Genomic DNA, 13,933 nt, shown 5'->3' with positions numbered 1-13,933 from the left:
CAGAAAAATGCCCATCCGTAGGGTAATACTGCTAATTCTATATAAAAACTTTCGATAAGGTATTCCATGAAATTTAGATTCTCCACTCTGACAAAGTTGGTCTTGCTTGTGGTGTTTTTACTCTCACTTCCGTTGTTTGCGCAACCTACGCCAGACGATGATGATGAAGACAAAAGAGCACCTAGAGCGGATCTTCCATTCGAAATAAAGAAAGAAAAACGACTCAGTGAACGCGACTTCAATAATAAGAAGCAGGGCGGATATTTTACTGGTCTACCTCTTATAAACTCTGACCCCAACGTTGGAGTTGGTTATGGAGCTCGGGTTCTATATTTTGAAAATGGAACTAGGGAAGATCCTTTCTTTGAGTATACTCCTTATAGATACAGAGTGTTCGCTCAGTATTTTAACACAACACGTAACGCTCCATACCACTGGTTCAGTGTAGACGCTCCATACATTTTTGATACAGAATGGAGATTGAGATTAGATCTTATATATGGACGAAACCCAAACCTTTTATTCTTTGGAATTGGTGAAGAATCGCTCAGACCTTTAAGTTATAGGGATCGTAATGATCCAAGACAACCATTGATTCGGAATGCAACTTTTTCTGATTATGAAGAGGCTAATTCTTACCGTAGAGCAGGGAATGCTGGAGAAGCTCCTTACGTAACAGATAGAATGCGAAATCGTTACGACAACGAAAACCCGAACATCCAACTTTCTGGTGAGCGTTCTTTCTTTGGCGGAACTGTACGATTGGTTGGTGGAACAAGACTTTCGCGACAAATCATCCGAACATACGATGGACAAGTTTTTAAATCGAAAGACGCTTTCTTCGGTGATACAGATTTCAATTTTGTAAACGTTGATATCCCAACCCCAAATGGACGGACATTGGTTACGGAGCAAGCTGAATCTGGCAAAATCATTGGATTGAATGGTGGATACATCAATACTCTGAGAGCAGGAATTGTTTACGATACGAGAGATTTTGAACCTGACCCTAACAGAGGTTTGTTCCTAGAAGCAACTCATGAAAAGTCTGTAAAAGCTATCGGATCTGATTATGACTTCAATCGTAATCATGCTCAAGCGAGATTTTTCTATTCTCCATTTAGAAAGACTTTTGAAAAACTAGTGCTTGCAGGTCGGGCTTCCGTGATTCAATCAAATGGTAATGTTCCATTTTTTGAATATACGAATTTCTGGGGAACAGAAACCAACCAAGCAGGTCTTGGTGGAAGAACAACTCTTCGTGGATTCAAGCAAGACCGATTCCTTGGTCCTGCAATGGCTTATGCTAACATAGAATTGCGATGGAAATTTGCATCTATTGACATCTGGGGACAGCATTTTGACTTCCAGTTGGTTCCATTCTATGATGTGGGAAGAGTTTGGGACGAAACAAGATTCATGAACTTAAAAGGATACAAACATTCAAGAGGTTTGGGATTTCGAATTCCTTGGAACCAAGCGACCATTATCTATTTTGATTATGGTATTTCGGATGAAGACCGTCAATTGTTTGTAAACTTCAATCATATATTCTAAGGAGGAATGCAGATATGAAAAAACTAAAAAAATTATACACTATCCTCCTCTGCGTATCAGTTCTGATTGTGGTTGGCTGCAAAGCAGAACCAGAGACAGATACATTTGGATTAGGAGATGAGGAATTTTCTACAGTACTAACTGGATTGCTACTCAACACAGGGTTTACCGATTTGCAAGATGGAACCGTTCTTGACAAACCAGCTAACTTAATCTGGCAAAAATGTTCAGCCGGTCAAGTTTATAGATCGGCTGAGAATGATTGTCGCGGCAAGCAATCTCCAAGTTTATTTACAGCTGTTGATGCAACCAAATGGGGAGCAGCACAACTAGCGTATTGTAATAGTAATACTTACGCTTGTAATGCGCTAAGTGCCCCACCAGAGCTAATTCCGAATGGATCGATCAATCCAGGTATTCAGGTTAATGGAACCAGTGAAGCTTATGAGTATTGTAAAAGTTTGAACAATGCTTCTGGTTTTCCAGGATATAGAGTTCCAAATCCTTATGAATTACAAAGGTTAACATTTGGTGGAAGAACGGCAATGCTTGCACTTTTCCCAGATACACAAGAAGCATTGTATTGGTCATCTTGGTCTAGACTCGATGATCTTACGGGAGAAACGGCAGTCGCTGTTGATTTCGATAGATCTGGTCTAGGAGAAGAAAAAGCGATCGTAAAAGTGGATAGAAATTACGTACGATGTGTACGCCCATCTGTGCCAGTTTCGAATCCTTAAAAGAAGTTAATATCCCAATTTGTTGGGACATAATCTAACAAAAAAAGCCGGCTTTGTCCGGCTTTTTTTTATTTCGATGAATTTTTAAATTTTTTATTAATTCCTTCCAAAAAAAACTAATCCATTCTCATAACCGTCCGAATTGTACTATAGGTAAGAAAAATGAGTTCCATTGGATACATAGGACACGGTAAATTAGAAAGCGCACCTGAGAATTTCTCAATTCTTCATGTAGTTTCTCATGAGCTTGGGCATGTACAGGAATTTAAAAACCAAGCCTTCCGAGACAATTCCGATATCACAGAGATACGTGTGAAAATCGATATGGAGATGAAGGAAAATGGCAAACTCGTTGCTGTGAGTGGAGAGACTTCTGCAACAACCAGATCAAAGCCAGAAAAATCCAATTCCGATTCTCTATTCGAACCTTACAAAAATCAAAAGCCTAATATTAATAAAGCTGAGAAGAAAGAAGAATCCGACCTTTCCGAAAAAACAAAAAATGAATCCGATTCCAAAAAAGATATAAAGGAATGGAATCTTATATCAAGAAGAGATTCTTTGGAATCACGATTGAAACAACTGGATACAGAAATTATTTCCTTAGAAGCAGAAAGTCTTCCAAAATTTTCAAATAATTCAAATTATGCGATGAATCTAAGCAATTCCGTGAACGATAGCTATCGGAGTTCTGGATCAACTGAATCTCAATCCTCTAAAGAATCTAATGGCGATGTTCAAGTATCTAGTCATCGTAAAGAAAACTTGATTCGAGAAAGAAGAAGATTGGAAGAAGAAGTTCGACTACTTAAAATGGAAGAAGATACTAAAAAGAATTTTCAACTTCTGATTCAATCTCAAAGAGATAATATTGAGTCAGCTTTTCGGATCGGTGTTTCTAATGGTTATAAGCCTGGAAGCCTATTGGACGCTCAGTCTTAGTATTTCTCTCAATTCAACGATTCCATTTCCAGTCAAAGATGATACATACATATAATTTCTCGTATGTTTTTCTGTGTCTTTGACTGATTGAATTTTCTCTTTTTGGTTTAACTTATCCGCTTTTGTTCGAATCAATGTATAGTTGATCCCTTTCTTCTTAGCAGTTTCTAGCATTATCACTTCTTCTTCTGGAATCTCACGCCTAGCATCAAGAAGAAGAAATAAATGCCGAAGTTGATCAGATTGATTGAGGTAACTTTCCAATAGCTTCATCATCTCCTTGTGTTCTTTATGCGATGTTTTTGAGTATCCAAACCCTGGTAGATCGACCAAACAAAATTGATTCGCTATTGCAAATACATTGATCAATTTAGTTTTACCAGGAGTCCTAGAAGTTTTAGCTAATCCCTTTTTTACTAATATTGAATTGATCAATGTTGATTTACCGGAATTGGATCTACCTATGAAAGCTATCTCAGGAGTGTTAGAATCTTTCTTCCATAAACTAACATCAGCATACGATTTAAAGTAAAAGGCCTTCTGTAATACTTTTAAAAATTCTTGTTCTATGGTTTGCAATATTTCTGCCTTATACAATTTTGGGTTGATTCTTTCTTGAATTTTCAAATAAATCAAATAGAAACTGAATGGGTATGCCCTGGTTTCTTAGAATCGGAAGGAATGGCCTTACTTGTTTTGGAATTCCAAGAGCACGATATATCTCCGCTATTTCCTTATTCATGCCATCGAGAAAGATCTTCTCTCCAGGATTAACACCAGAAATTGAGAAGTTCTCGCTATAAGGGGATTTAGTTTCAATTCTCTTCTGAATTCCATTCCAATTTACAATCAACTCCCCGTCAATGATTTGGTATCTTGGAGATTCCAATACTTTCGATCTAGTAGGAATGATGTATAGATCACCTGAATTGACACTGGACAGAATGAACTCATTAGTTTGCAATTGGCAATTTTTTTGTTCCTGGATATAGAGAAAAGTCTGCTCAATAGATGATTTTTTTGCGGGGTGACAATGGAGAAGACGCAGATGCAAATCCAATAGAATTTTCCAATCAAGAATTGAAGTCAATGAATCCAAAGTTTGCTTGGGAATTTTTAGAAATTGCAAATTATTAGAATTTTCTTTTTTTTTCGATTGGTAGTCTTCATGAAAATTGCAAAAAAATTTATTAAAATTGAAATCTTCATTCTCCAGAAATTGAATCACATGGGAGCGAATTCGATTTCTTAAATAAGTAGTATCGCTATTGCTCTCATCTTCCCAGATTTTGAGGTTAGATAATTTGTTATGGATTGATTCGTCGATAGATTTCCATTCTGAATCTTGAATTTTCATAAGTGGGCGAAAATTTCTTCCGTCCCATATAGGCATTGTGTCTAGAGACTTTTTGCCTCCTCCTCGAATCCAGTGAATCAAAACCGATTCCATATAATCTTTGTTATGATGTCCAGTTGCTATATATCCTCGATGTTTATTCGCGATTCGATTGAGATCTCGATAACGTATGAGTCTTCCAGTTTCTTCCAAACTTTTTTTAATTTTCTTTGCAATTCTCGGGATTTTTTTTGAATAACAAAAAATCCTGATATTTGGATGTATTTTGGTGATTGATTCGAGGAAATTTTTTATTTCTAGTTCTTGCTTGAGATTATCTCTAATTTGGTGATCTAGATGATAGATTATGGGAGGCTTGCAAAAACCGATTTGATATAGATGGATGTAGTAATCCAAGAGAATACTTGAATCCCTGCCACCCGAAAATGCAACGATCGCAGAACCAGATTTTAGTATTTCATGATATGGCGATAGTCTATTCGTGAGATTATTATAAATTTCTCTATTGATTAGAGCCATACCTTTTAATAGATATCATCGTGATATCATCATGTTGTTCTTTTGTTCCAGCAAATTGTTTTAGTTCTTTGTAAATTTCAGTTAGTATAGATTTACAATCTAGATTTATATTCTTAATGAAAGAAGCATAGACTCTCTCATCTTCGAATGATTCGCCTTTTTCATTCATAGATTCAGTGACTCCATCAGTGATCAAAAGCATGGTATCTCCAGGATTCAATAGGATTTCTCCATTGTTTTGAAAGCTTTGGATATCGGGTTGAATACCCAATATTATACCTTTGGTCTCTATAAATTCCAGAGTATTGGTTTTGTTTCTATGAACTAGTATTGAACCATGACCGGCTCCAGAATAGTGGAAGATTCCAGTTTCTGGATCCCAGGAAATGATTGTCATTGTCATGAATCTAGGGGTAGGTGAATCCCTATAATTATAATATAAGTATGTATTAATATTTGTTAATATTTCATCTGGAGATGGTTTCTTGCGAACTAGACTATGAAGAATCGTACGAACAGTTGCCATTACCATTCCTGCTCCGACTCCTTTTCCACTTACATCACCGATACAGATCACGACTTCACTATTGTCTGGTGAGGTGATAAAGTCATAGTAGTCACCGCCGACTCCTCTTGCCGCTTCCATAAATCCACCAAATTCATAACCTGGAAAGTTCGGAGTATTTCTTGGGAGAAGATTCAATTGTATTTCACGTGCAATTTCAATCTCTCTTTCTATTTTTTTCTGGTCACTCATTGAGCGATAGAGTCTTGTATTATCGATCGTTATTTTAGCAAGTGCTACATAAGCATTCAAAACTTCAAAATCATCCATCGAGAAATTCGAATCTTCTCTTGATAGATGGAAATAAAATTCCGTTCCGTCTTCCAAAGTAAATGGCAAATAGAAATCTTGTCCTTGCCTGATTGGTTCCTTGATTTTTAGTATATCGTCAACTTTTTCTCGCGGAATCTCACGGATGGATGTATTCATACCAGGGCTTCCCGCACTGCGGTTCAATTCATAAATTCTCACATGGGATACATCAAAATCATTCTCATACAAAATATTTTTAGTGGTATCGAGAAATCCTGATGCAGTAAGTAGAATCATTCTCATCATTTCATCATGGTTATCCAAATACAATTTACTTAATGTGAGCGCAGAAAGATGCAGATTCTGAAAATGAGTACTTTGTGATTTAGATCTATCATACAGCATTGCATTTCGTAAAGCTACAGCGAACTGTCCAGTGAGAAGTTCCATAATTTCTTGTTCATCTCTTAATTTTGATCCATCGTCATGAGAATAGTCCATTGTAACTAAGCCGATTGGATGATTGCCATATATGATAGGAACAACTAACTGAGATTTGGTGCCTGTAAGATCTGAATAGTATTTATAGAATGGATGTTTCTCTGAATTCATTTCATAGTAGAACGATTTTGCTTCCGTCATGCTTCGAATGAGTATGCCGTAACTTACATCGTAATCCAGATGTATTTTGTGAACCAATCTCTCTAGGGGAGTTTTTTTGGATTTATATCCAGCCAATCGAATTTTGGCACGATCAGTATCGATAAGCAATATTGCTACATTTCTCTCACCCAGTCGTTGATGGATGAAGCTAGAATAGGAAGTTACTAGATCTTGCATTTTTAGAGTAGAGTTAAAAAGGGCGAGGGAATCTAAAAGTAGCGAGATTTTCTGCTCTTGCTGTAGACCAAGTAGAAAATTGCCAAATCGAGTTGATCTTCTCTTCTCTAAGATCCATTCTTTGCCACAACTCATGCAGTAGAAGCGAGCTTTCTTGGTTTCTCCCTCGGGAGTTTTCTCTTCTCCGCATAGCACGCAGATTTTGGATTCGGTCAACATCTTTCTACAAACCTCAGATGGAAAGCAAATCAAGGCAATCCTAATCTGAACTTGCTTAAAGACTAGGCAGAAAATTCTGCATTTGATAAAACTGGAATACTTTTTGCATAACTATTAGGCAGTAGTAAATATGCTTTTAAAATAAGCAAACTTAGATTGACGAAAACTGCCGAATTGCTTATTATGTAAGCAATTCGCCTTTTGCGGGAGCAAATATGTCGGAACGGAAAATTAATCCCATTCAGTCCATTCATGAAGTGGCGACAGCCATGAATTCAACTCACGATCCGGATGGATTGCTAGAACTCATTTTAGATAGATGTATTCAGATTTCTGGGGCGGAATCAGGATCTCTAATGTTGATCAATGAGAAAGAGACCGTCTTGGATGTGATCACTTCTCGGGGAATGGGTCTTCAGAAGATGAACGAAGTTCGTCTCAAGATCGGGCAGGGGATAACGGGAATGGCTGCCTCTACCGGAAAGGGTAAGCTTGTAAATGATGTTCGCAAAGACGCAGACTATATCCAAGTCAAAGAGGACATTTTGTCCGAGTTGGTAGTTCCAATGATCGTAGATGGGCTTGCAATTGGAGTGATCTCACTTGACTCGAATCGATTGAATGCATTCACCAAAGATATGTTTGATATTGTTGCGGTACTGGCTAATCAAGCAGCACAAGTTTTTAAAAATTTACAAACATTTCGTAACTTAGAACAGAAAACTAAAATACAAGCAACTCTCATCGAAATCGCAAAAGTTGTTACTTCGAGTTTGGATGTGACGGAAGTTTTTACATCCATAATGTCACTTCTTGAGAAGTCACTGAAATTGGAAAAGGGAAGTATTATCCTTTATAACAAAGAAGAATCTAGACTCAAAATCGTTGCAGCTGCAGGGCTTACACCAGACGAAATTGAGAGAGGAAGCTATCAAGTAGGTGAAGGAATCACAGGTAAAGTATTTGAATCGGGAGAGCCAGTTATCATTGAATCAGTTGCGAGTGAACCAAATTTTCTGAATCGAGTTGGATACCTTTCTCATTTCAAAAACAATTTGGAAGATCTTGCCTTGATCATGGCTCCCATAAATTCGGATCAATCTCAAATTGGAGTAATATCTGTATTCTTGCTCAATCATAAACATATTGATCTAAAATCTTATTTGGATTTCTTGCTTGTAGTAACGTCCATTATATCACAAACTATAAAAATCAATAAGCTTGTTGAAGAAGCTAAGAAAGAAATTTCCAGAGAGAACATTCAACTCAAACGCGAATTGAAGAATAAATATAAATTTGGATCTCTCATTGGAAGAGCTCCAAATATGGAGAAATTATTCGAAAAAATTCAATTGGTTTCTGATTCAAGAGCTTCGATTCTTATCACTGGAGAATCGGGAACTGGAAAAGAAATGATCGCAAGCTCAATTCACTACAACAGCAGTCGTTCCGAGAATCCATTTATAAAAATCAATTGTGCCGCAATTCCAGAAAACTTACTTGAGAGTGAATTGTTTGGTCATAAAAAAGGTTCTTTTACAGGCGCTGTATCAGATAAAAAAGGAAAATTCGAACTTGCTGATACTGGAACAATATTCTTAGATGAGATTGGTGAGATGGATTTAAATTTACAATCCAAGCTCCTTAGAGTTTTACAAGAACGTGAAATTGAGGCAGTTGGATCAATCAAAACCAAAAAAATCGATGTACGAATCATTGCTGCAACAAATGCGAATCTTGAAACTTTGATTGCTGAGAAAAAATTCCGAGCTGATCTATACTATCGCCTAAATGTTGTTAATATTCATACTCCTGCCCTTCGTGAGAGAACGGAAGATATACCACTTCTTATCAATCATTTCATAGAGAAATATACTAAGGACAACTCCAAAAATATAAGTGGCTTAACTAGAGAAGCAGCCAAGTTATTACTCAAATACCAATGGCCAGGCAATGTTCGAGAATTAGAGAATGTGATTGAACGAGCTATTGTTTTATCACAAGGTGAGTCGTTAGACGTCGAGGATTTCAATGAGATCAGTGATAAATTGGCTATTGTTGACGTGAATTTGGAACCTCAACAACAAATGTCAGAGACTGCGGATACACCAGAGATTGCACCATCCAATTTTTCTCCAAGTCATTTGGATGGACTCGATGGACGTGCGATGGAAGTGATTGTAAATGAAGTGGAAGCAAGAATGATTCAATATGCTATGAAGAAGTTTCGATATACCAAAACTCGAGTCGCGAAATTTCTAGGTATCAATAGAAACACATTGGATAAGAAGATAAAAGAATTGAATATCGAATACTGAATATTCAAATCTTCAAAGTTATCCTACCCATAAATTTTAGATTGAAAAAAGCGGAGAGGTGATTCAAATTCAGCTTCCAGTAGCTATCTATCCGTTTCCTGGTCCGCCTTGCCAAGCATTATGCAGATCGATCTCATTGTGATGAGATATTGTCTTACATTGCAAAACTTATATATTGAATTTTCTATCCAGTGGTCTATAATACCATGAAATGATTGTTAAAAAATACATTGGATAGCCCAAGGCTTGCATTTTTTGCACTTCTTCGTCTAAGCGGATGATTTGAACAATCCCTGTCGATATCATTCCTAAGCTTAGCCATACTGTGGCGACCCAATATATGATTTTGTTTTTGTTTTTTAGCATGTTAGTTTCCTTACGTTACTGAGCTTTTTTATAGCATATTACAGAATTCTTTTTGCCTTTGATTTGAATATCTGAGAGAAGTTCCAGTTGGCTTTTCTGAGATTCTTCGAGATCCAAATATACTTCATTGCTAATGATGAGATCAGAATCTATTTGTTTTGTAAGTCCTTCTAAACGAGATGCAAGGTTTACCGTATCACCGATGATAGTATAATTTTTACGCTTTTTACTTCCAATATTTCCTAAGATTACTCTACCATGATGTAATCCTATCCCGTGTTTCAAAGTTGGTAATTCTTTGTTTAAAAGCTTTTGATTGAGAATTTCTAATTCATTATTCATTTCAATAGCAGCTTTAAATGCATTTCTGGAAGGATGTTGCATAGGTATTGGAGCTCCAAAATATGCCATAAGCGCATCTCCAATGAATTTATCAATCACGCCGCCATGTTTGTGTATAACATCAACCATAGTATCGAAGTAATCATTCAGAAAAGATACAGTATCTTTGGGACTTCGTTCTTCAGATAGAGATGTGAAATTTCTTAAATCAGCAAATAATACGGTTACTTCTTTTTCTTCACCTTCTTCTGCAAGACTTCCTTCTTCCAGAATTTTATCTCGCACTTCTTCGGATACATACTCTCCCAAAATTCCTGTAATATATTCACGATCTTGAATAGATTCATAAATCTTCAAAAGCATATTTCTTGCTTGATTAGCAATCAATCCTCCTAATAATCCAGTGATCAAAATATAAATATTTACTTCCACGAAATAAGACAGACCAGTTGATTGCACGCCAGCTAAGACGGCTTCTGGGAAAGCACTTCTTAACCAGAAATAGCAAATCGAAAATAGGCTAGCTGAAAAGATTCCTGTGATAGACGAAATTCTGAAGGAGAAAGTAAATCCAGTAGACATTGTCATTATTATAAACAGTGAAGGAATCGTATGATTCATAATGGATATTGCAAAATCGGGAGCAAATAACATAGTAATTATGAAAGTGATTAGTGGAGAGATCAAAGGATATGAAATTCCCAGGAAATAGAAAATAATTATAAAGGACGAAGATAAGTTTTTTCTATGAAGGACTTTATATATAAATAGGATGAATACAAAACTAGATACTATATAACTTAATAAAGCGATCGAATGCTTTGGATGAAGATCAGAAGAATAATTTAAAAAAACCACTACAAATACAAAAATCGGAAGAGCATATAGCCAGAACCGAAGTAAAGTTTGGTAAGCTTCTTTCGCTTCTTTCGTAATTAGATTATCAAGATTTTCGAGACGCATAGCTAAGGGAATCAACAGTTATTTTTATAAGCAAGAATAATTACTTGGATAATCCAATGGATTCATTTTTTGGAAGAATTGGGTGATTCTTTATTAGAATTGAAGCAAAGTTTCCACTAACCGGTGACATTTGAAAGCCATCTGCTTGTAGAACATTCATACCAAAAAAATAATAAGCATCATAGATCTTGGGAATTTCATCCCCAACTTTTAGAGTGCAAACATATCGTTCGCCTATCTGTTCTACATTAAGGTGAATTTTTTTGACAAGGGATTTTTTGTCCCAAAATTCTCCACTCCAACTTCCTACAAAATTATCGTTCACGATACTTTCAAATTCTCTTGGATGAATCGTATCCTTTTTTTGGTTCATTCCGCATCCTATACTCAAAAAAATAAAAGCTATAAGAGCTAAGTATATTCGATACAAATTTAAATCAATGTTGTAAAAAAAAGAATTTTTCATTTTAATTTTCCTGCATCTTTTTGATGTATTTGGAAATGGATTGGATTTCATATTCCTTCAATTGCTTATAAGATTTCATGGATGTTCCTGGAATTCCTTTTCGAATGGATTCTTGGATTTTCGTTACAGAATGTCCATATTTATAAGTTTTTGTCGAACGAAAATCAGGAAGTTGATTCGTTTTCGCTCGCTCATAATTGCCGCTACCATCCACGCCATGACAAGCTTCACAACCGTTCTGTCTGTACAAGCTTTCATCAATCGGCACCGTTACGGCTGGTGGTAAAGGCTTCGGAGTGGAAATAGAATTTTCCTCAACCGGCTCATTAGCACATCCTAAGAGTAAGCCAATTAGAAATAGCCTGATCATCATGATTGAATAGTTATATAATTTCATTGTTTCAGTAAATTTTAGGTTATCTACGATTCTCATAATTACAATCTCCATTCATTGATTTGGCAATTTTTATTTTATGTAATTTCAATTATTCATAGCGTAAGGCAGTGATTGGATTCAGGTTTGCCGCAATATTTGCAGGCCATAGACCAAATATAATTCCAGTAATCGAAGAAAAACCTAAAGATAGAAAAATTGAAGATGTTGATATTGATGTATCCCATCCAGAGAAACTACTAAGTAATTCTGTTGAGATTTGCCCACATAAGATTCCAAGAATTCCACCGAATATGCTGATAAAAACCGATTCAATAAGAAATTGAATTAGGATATCTTGCTTTCTTGCACCAATTGCTTTGCGAAGACCAATCTCTCTTGTTCTTTCTTTAACAGAGACTAGCATGATATTCATGATCCCGATTCCGCCCACAATGAGAGAAACCGCTGCAATGGCAATGAGAAGGGCTGACATAGTTTGGTTGGTCTCATTGACGGCAGATTGGATATCTGCCATGTTTTGGATTAGAAATAAATTACCAGGTATGTCGGATGGGTTATGCCTTCTGTTTAGTATAGTTCGTATGGATGCTTCGGCACTAGCCATTTCCTCAGCACTTGAAATTTCCATTTCAATTCCGTCGATAGTATCCCGGTTGAGGAGTCTACGCATAGCGGTCTGAATTGGAATCATGACAACATCATCTTGATCTCTCCAACTGGAACCGCCTCGAATTGGAAGAACTCCAATGACTCGAAAATGAATTCGATTGAGTTTGATGAATTCTCCAACTGGATTTGAATCACCAAAAAGTTCTCGACGTACTGTTTCACCTATTAAACCAACAAGCGCACGCTTACTGTTTTCCTCTTCTGTAAAAAACCTTCCTTGGGTCGGTTCTAAATTTCTCACATAACTATAGTTTGCTTCAGTTCCCATGATTTGCGTATTCCAATTTTTGTTAAGGTAAACGGATTGTGCACGACCATTAACGGTTCCACTGATTTTGTCTATTCGCGGAATATTTTTTTCTAGAAGTCTTACATCTTCCAGAGTCATTCGAGCTACTGCACCTGCTTCCAAAGCAACTCCACCGGATCTTGATGCACCGGACCTGACCATTAGCAAATTTGAGCCCATAGAGGAAAGTTGCTTCTCGATCGAGATTCGTGCTCCTTCACCTAATGCCATAACAACGATAACTGCCGCGACACCGAAAAGGATTCCTAATGCTGAGAGAAGTGTGCGTGCTTTATTTGCTACTAGAGTTTTTGCGGCTGACACAAAATATCCTTTGAAAACATCTAAATTCTTTCTTGCGACTTTTTCAAAATTTAAATCTTCAGCCGTATGATGGAAATCAGCTGTTTCAGTATTTGAATTGATGGATGAATTTAGTTTGGTCTTTTTGAAACTAGGATTTTTTGCATCTCTGATAATTTCTCCATCTCGAAATTGTATGATTCTCGAACAATAAGATGCGATATCTTCTTCATGCGTAACCATAACAATAGTTTTACCTTGATCATTGAGACCTGTAAGTATTTGCATAATTTCAATTTTGCTTTTAGAATCGAGATTCCCAGTAGGTTCATCTGCGAGTAAAATTTTGGGATGGTTCATGAGAGACCTTGCAATTGCTACTCTCTGTTGCTGTCCTCCAGATAATTGATTGGGTTTGTGTTGAGTTCTATCTCCCAATCCAACAGTTTTCAATAGTTGAATTGCGCGAGGTTTAGGATTGGAATCACCTGAATATAAGGAAGGCAATGAAACATTTTCCCAGGCAGCAGTTCTTGGTAATAAATGAAATTGCTGGAAAACAAAACCAATAGTATCGGAACGCAGTTTTGCGAGCTCTTCGTCATTTAAACCAGATGATTCAACACCATTCAATAAATAATTTCCAGAATCAAATCCATCTAATAAACCTAGGATTTGCAATAGAGTTGATTTGCCTGAGCCTGAAGCTCCCATGATTGCAACGAATTCACCTTCTTCTACTTCTAGACTTACAGATTTGAGAACTTGCATTTGTTCTGCACCGGTCGCATAGAATTTAGATAGATTGGTTATTTTGATCAAAGACATA

Annotated in this window: 12 protein-coding genes; 4 read left to right on the top strand and 8 right to left on the bottom strand. The window is 36.6% G+C overall.

Going from position 1 to position 13,933, the window contains the following annotated elements:
* Positions 1-87: 87 nt before the first annotated feature.
* The 3 genes from omp85 to O4O04_RS17285 all read left to right on the top strand — a co-directional run bounded on the left by omp85 (position 88) and on the right by O4O04_RS17285 (position 3,239).
* Positions 88-1,557: an Omp85 family outer membrane protein gene (gene omp85, locus O4O04_RS17295; RefSeq protein ID WP_272536139.1), complete on the top strand. Its 1,470-nt coding sequence runs from the start codon at positions 88-90 to the stop codon at positions 1,555-1,557.
* A gap of 14 nt (positions 1,558-1,571) precedes the next feature.
* The gene (locus O4O04_RS17290; RefSeq protein ID WP_272533027.1) at positions 1,572-2,297 is read left to right on the top strand and encodes an Lcl domain-containing protein; all 726 of its coding nucleotides are present in this window, start codon (positions 1,572-1,574) and stop codon (positions 2,295-2,297) included.
* 162 nt (positions 2,298-2,459) lie between these two features.
* Positions 2,460-3,239: a hypothetical protein gene (locus O4O04_RS17285; RefSeq protein ID WP_272533025.1), complete on the top strand. Its 780-nt coding sequence runs from the start codon at positions 2,460-2,462 to the stop codon at positions 3,237-3,239.
* Here the strand turns inward: O4O04_RS17285 and yihA are convergent.
* The 3 genes from yihA to O4O04_RS17270 are packed head-to-tail and all read right to left on the bottom strand — an operon-like array spanning position 3,219 to position 6,991.
* On the bottom strand, positions 3,219-3,818 hold the full coding sequence (gene yihA / locus O4O04_RS17280; RefSeq protein WP_272533023.1) for a ribosome biogenesis GTP-binding protein YihA/YsxC: 600 nt from the start codon (positions 3,816-3,818) through the stop codon (positions 3,219-3,221). The two genes, O4O04_RS17285 and yihA, sit on opposite strands and share 21 nt — an antisense overlap.
* 10 nt (positions 3,819-3,828) lie before the next feature.
* Positions 3,829-5,115, bottom strand: a complete 1,287-nt coding sequence (tilS, locus tag O4O04_RS17275; RefSeq protein WP_272533022.1) for a tRNA lysidine(34) synthetase TilS — start codon at positions 5,113-5,115, stop codon at positions 3,829-3,831.
* Entirely contained in the window at positions 5,099-6,991 is a 1,893-nt protein-coding gene (locus O4O04_RS17270; protein WP_272533021.1) for a GAF domain-containing SpoIIE family protein phosphatase, read from the bottom strand. The genes tilS and O4O04_RS17270 overlap by 17 nt, the downstream gene beginning before the upstream one ends.
* Before the next feature lie 269 nt (positions 6,992-7,260).
* Between O4O04_RS17270 and O4O04_RS17265 the strand changes: the two genes are divergently transcribed.
* Positions 7,261-9,309: a sigma-54-dependent Fis family transcriptional regulator gene (locus O4O04_RS17265; RefSeq protein ID WP_272536138.1), complete on the top strand. Its 2,049-nt coding sequence runs from the start codon at positions 7,261-7,263 to the stop codon at positions 9,307-9,309.
* Positions 9,310-9,477: 168 nt separating this feature from the next.
* On the opposite strand, the gene O4O04_RS17260 is transcribed toward O4O04_RS17265, so the two are convergent.
* The 5 genes from O4O04_RS17260 to O4O04_RS17240 all read right to left on the bottom strand — a co-directional run bounded on the left by O4O04_RS17260 (position 9,478) and on the right by O4O04_RS17240 (position 13,932).
* On the bottom strand, positions 9,478-9,675 hold the full coding sequence (locus O4O04_RS17260) for a DoxX family protein (RefSeq protein WP_272533019.1): 198 nt from the start codon (positions 9,673-9,675) through the stop codon (positions 9,478-9,480).
* 15 nt (positions 9,676-9,690) lie between these two features.
* Positions 9,691-10,980 carry an adenylate/guanylate cyclase domain-containing protein gene (locus O4O04_RS17255; protein WP_272533018.1) on the bottom strand — a complete coding sequence of 430 codons (1,290 nt, stop codon included), beginning with the start codon at positions 10,978-10,980 and terminating at the stop codon, positions 9,691-9,693.
* Positions 10,981-11,020: 40 nt separating this feature from the next.
* Entirely contained in the window at positions 11,021-11,353 is a 333-nt protein-coding gene (locus O4O04_RS17250; protein WP_272533016.1) for a hypothetical protein, read from the bottom strand.
* A 94-nt stretch (positions 11,354-11,447) separates the two neighbouring features.
* The gene (locus tag O4O04_RS17245) at positions 11,448-11,879 is read right to left on the bottom strand and encodes a c-type cytochrome (protein ID WP_272533015.1); all 432 of its coding nucleotides are present in this window, start codon (positions 11,877-11,879) and stop codon (positions 11,448-11,450) included.
* A 52-nt stretch (positions 11,880-11,931) separates the two neighbouring features.
* Entirely contained in the window at positions 11,932-13,932 is a 2,001-nt protein-coding gene (locus tag O4O04_RS17240; RefSeq protein ID WP_272533014.1) for an ABC transporter permease, read from the bottom strand.
* Between the last annotated feature and the right edge of the window lies 1 nt (position 13,933).

The organism is Leptospira sp. GIMC2001 (assembly GCF_028462125.1).
Classification (GTDB): domain Bacteria; phylum Spirochaetota; class Leptospiria; order Leptospirales; family Leptospiraceae.
The sequence above is the reverse complement of the archived record's forward strand: the minus strand, read 5'-3'. Positions and strand labels throughout refer to the sequence as shown.

Excerpts from the sequence above, each read along its gene's own strand:
- O4O04_RS17270 (WP_272533021.1), bottom strand. The coding sequence starts at position 6,991 with ATGTTGACCGAATCCAAAATCTGCGTGCTATGCGGAGAAGAGAAAACT.
- O4O04_RS17245 (WP_272533015.1), bottom strand. The coding sequence starts at position 11,879 with ATGAGAATCGTAGATAACCTAAAATTTACTGAAACAATGAAATTATAT.
- O4O04_RS17255 (WP_272533018.1), bottom strand. The coding sequence starts at position 10,980 with ATGCGTCTCGAAAATCTTGATAATCTAATTACGAAAGAAGCGAAAGAA.
- O4O04_RS17265 (WP_272536138.1), top strand. The coding sequence starts at position 7,261 with ATGAATTCAACTCACGATCCGGATGGATTGCTAGAACTCATTTTAGAT.
- tilS (WP_272533022.1), bottom strand. The coding sequence starts at position 5,115 with ATGGCTCTAATCAATAGAGAAATTTATAATAATCTCACGAATAGACTA.
- O4O04_RS17240 (WP_272533014.1), bottom strand. The coding sequence starts at position 13,932 with ATGTCTTTGATCAAAATAACCAATCTATCTAAATTCTATGCGACCGGT.
- O4O04_RS17250 (WP_272533016.1), bottom strand. The coding sequence starts at position 11,353 with ATGAACCAAAAAAAGGATACGATTCATCCAAGAGAATTTGAAAGTATC.
- O4O04_RS17260 (WP_272533019.1), bottom strand. The coding sequence starts at position 9,675 with ATGCTAAAAAACAAAAACAAAATCATATATTGGGTCGCCACAGTATGG.
- O4O04_RS17290 (WP_272533027.1), top strand. The coding sequence starts at position 1,572 with ATGAAAAAACTAAAAAAATTATACACTATCCTCCTCTGCGTATCAGTT.
- O4O04_RS17285 (WP_272533025.1), top strand. The coding sequence starts at position 2,460 with ATGAGTTCCATTGGATACATAGGACACGGTAAATTAGAAAGCGCACCT.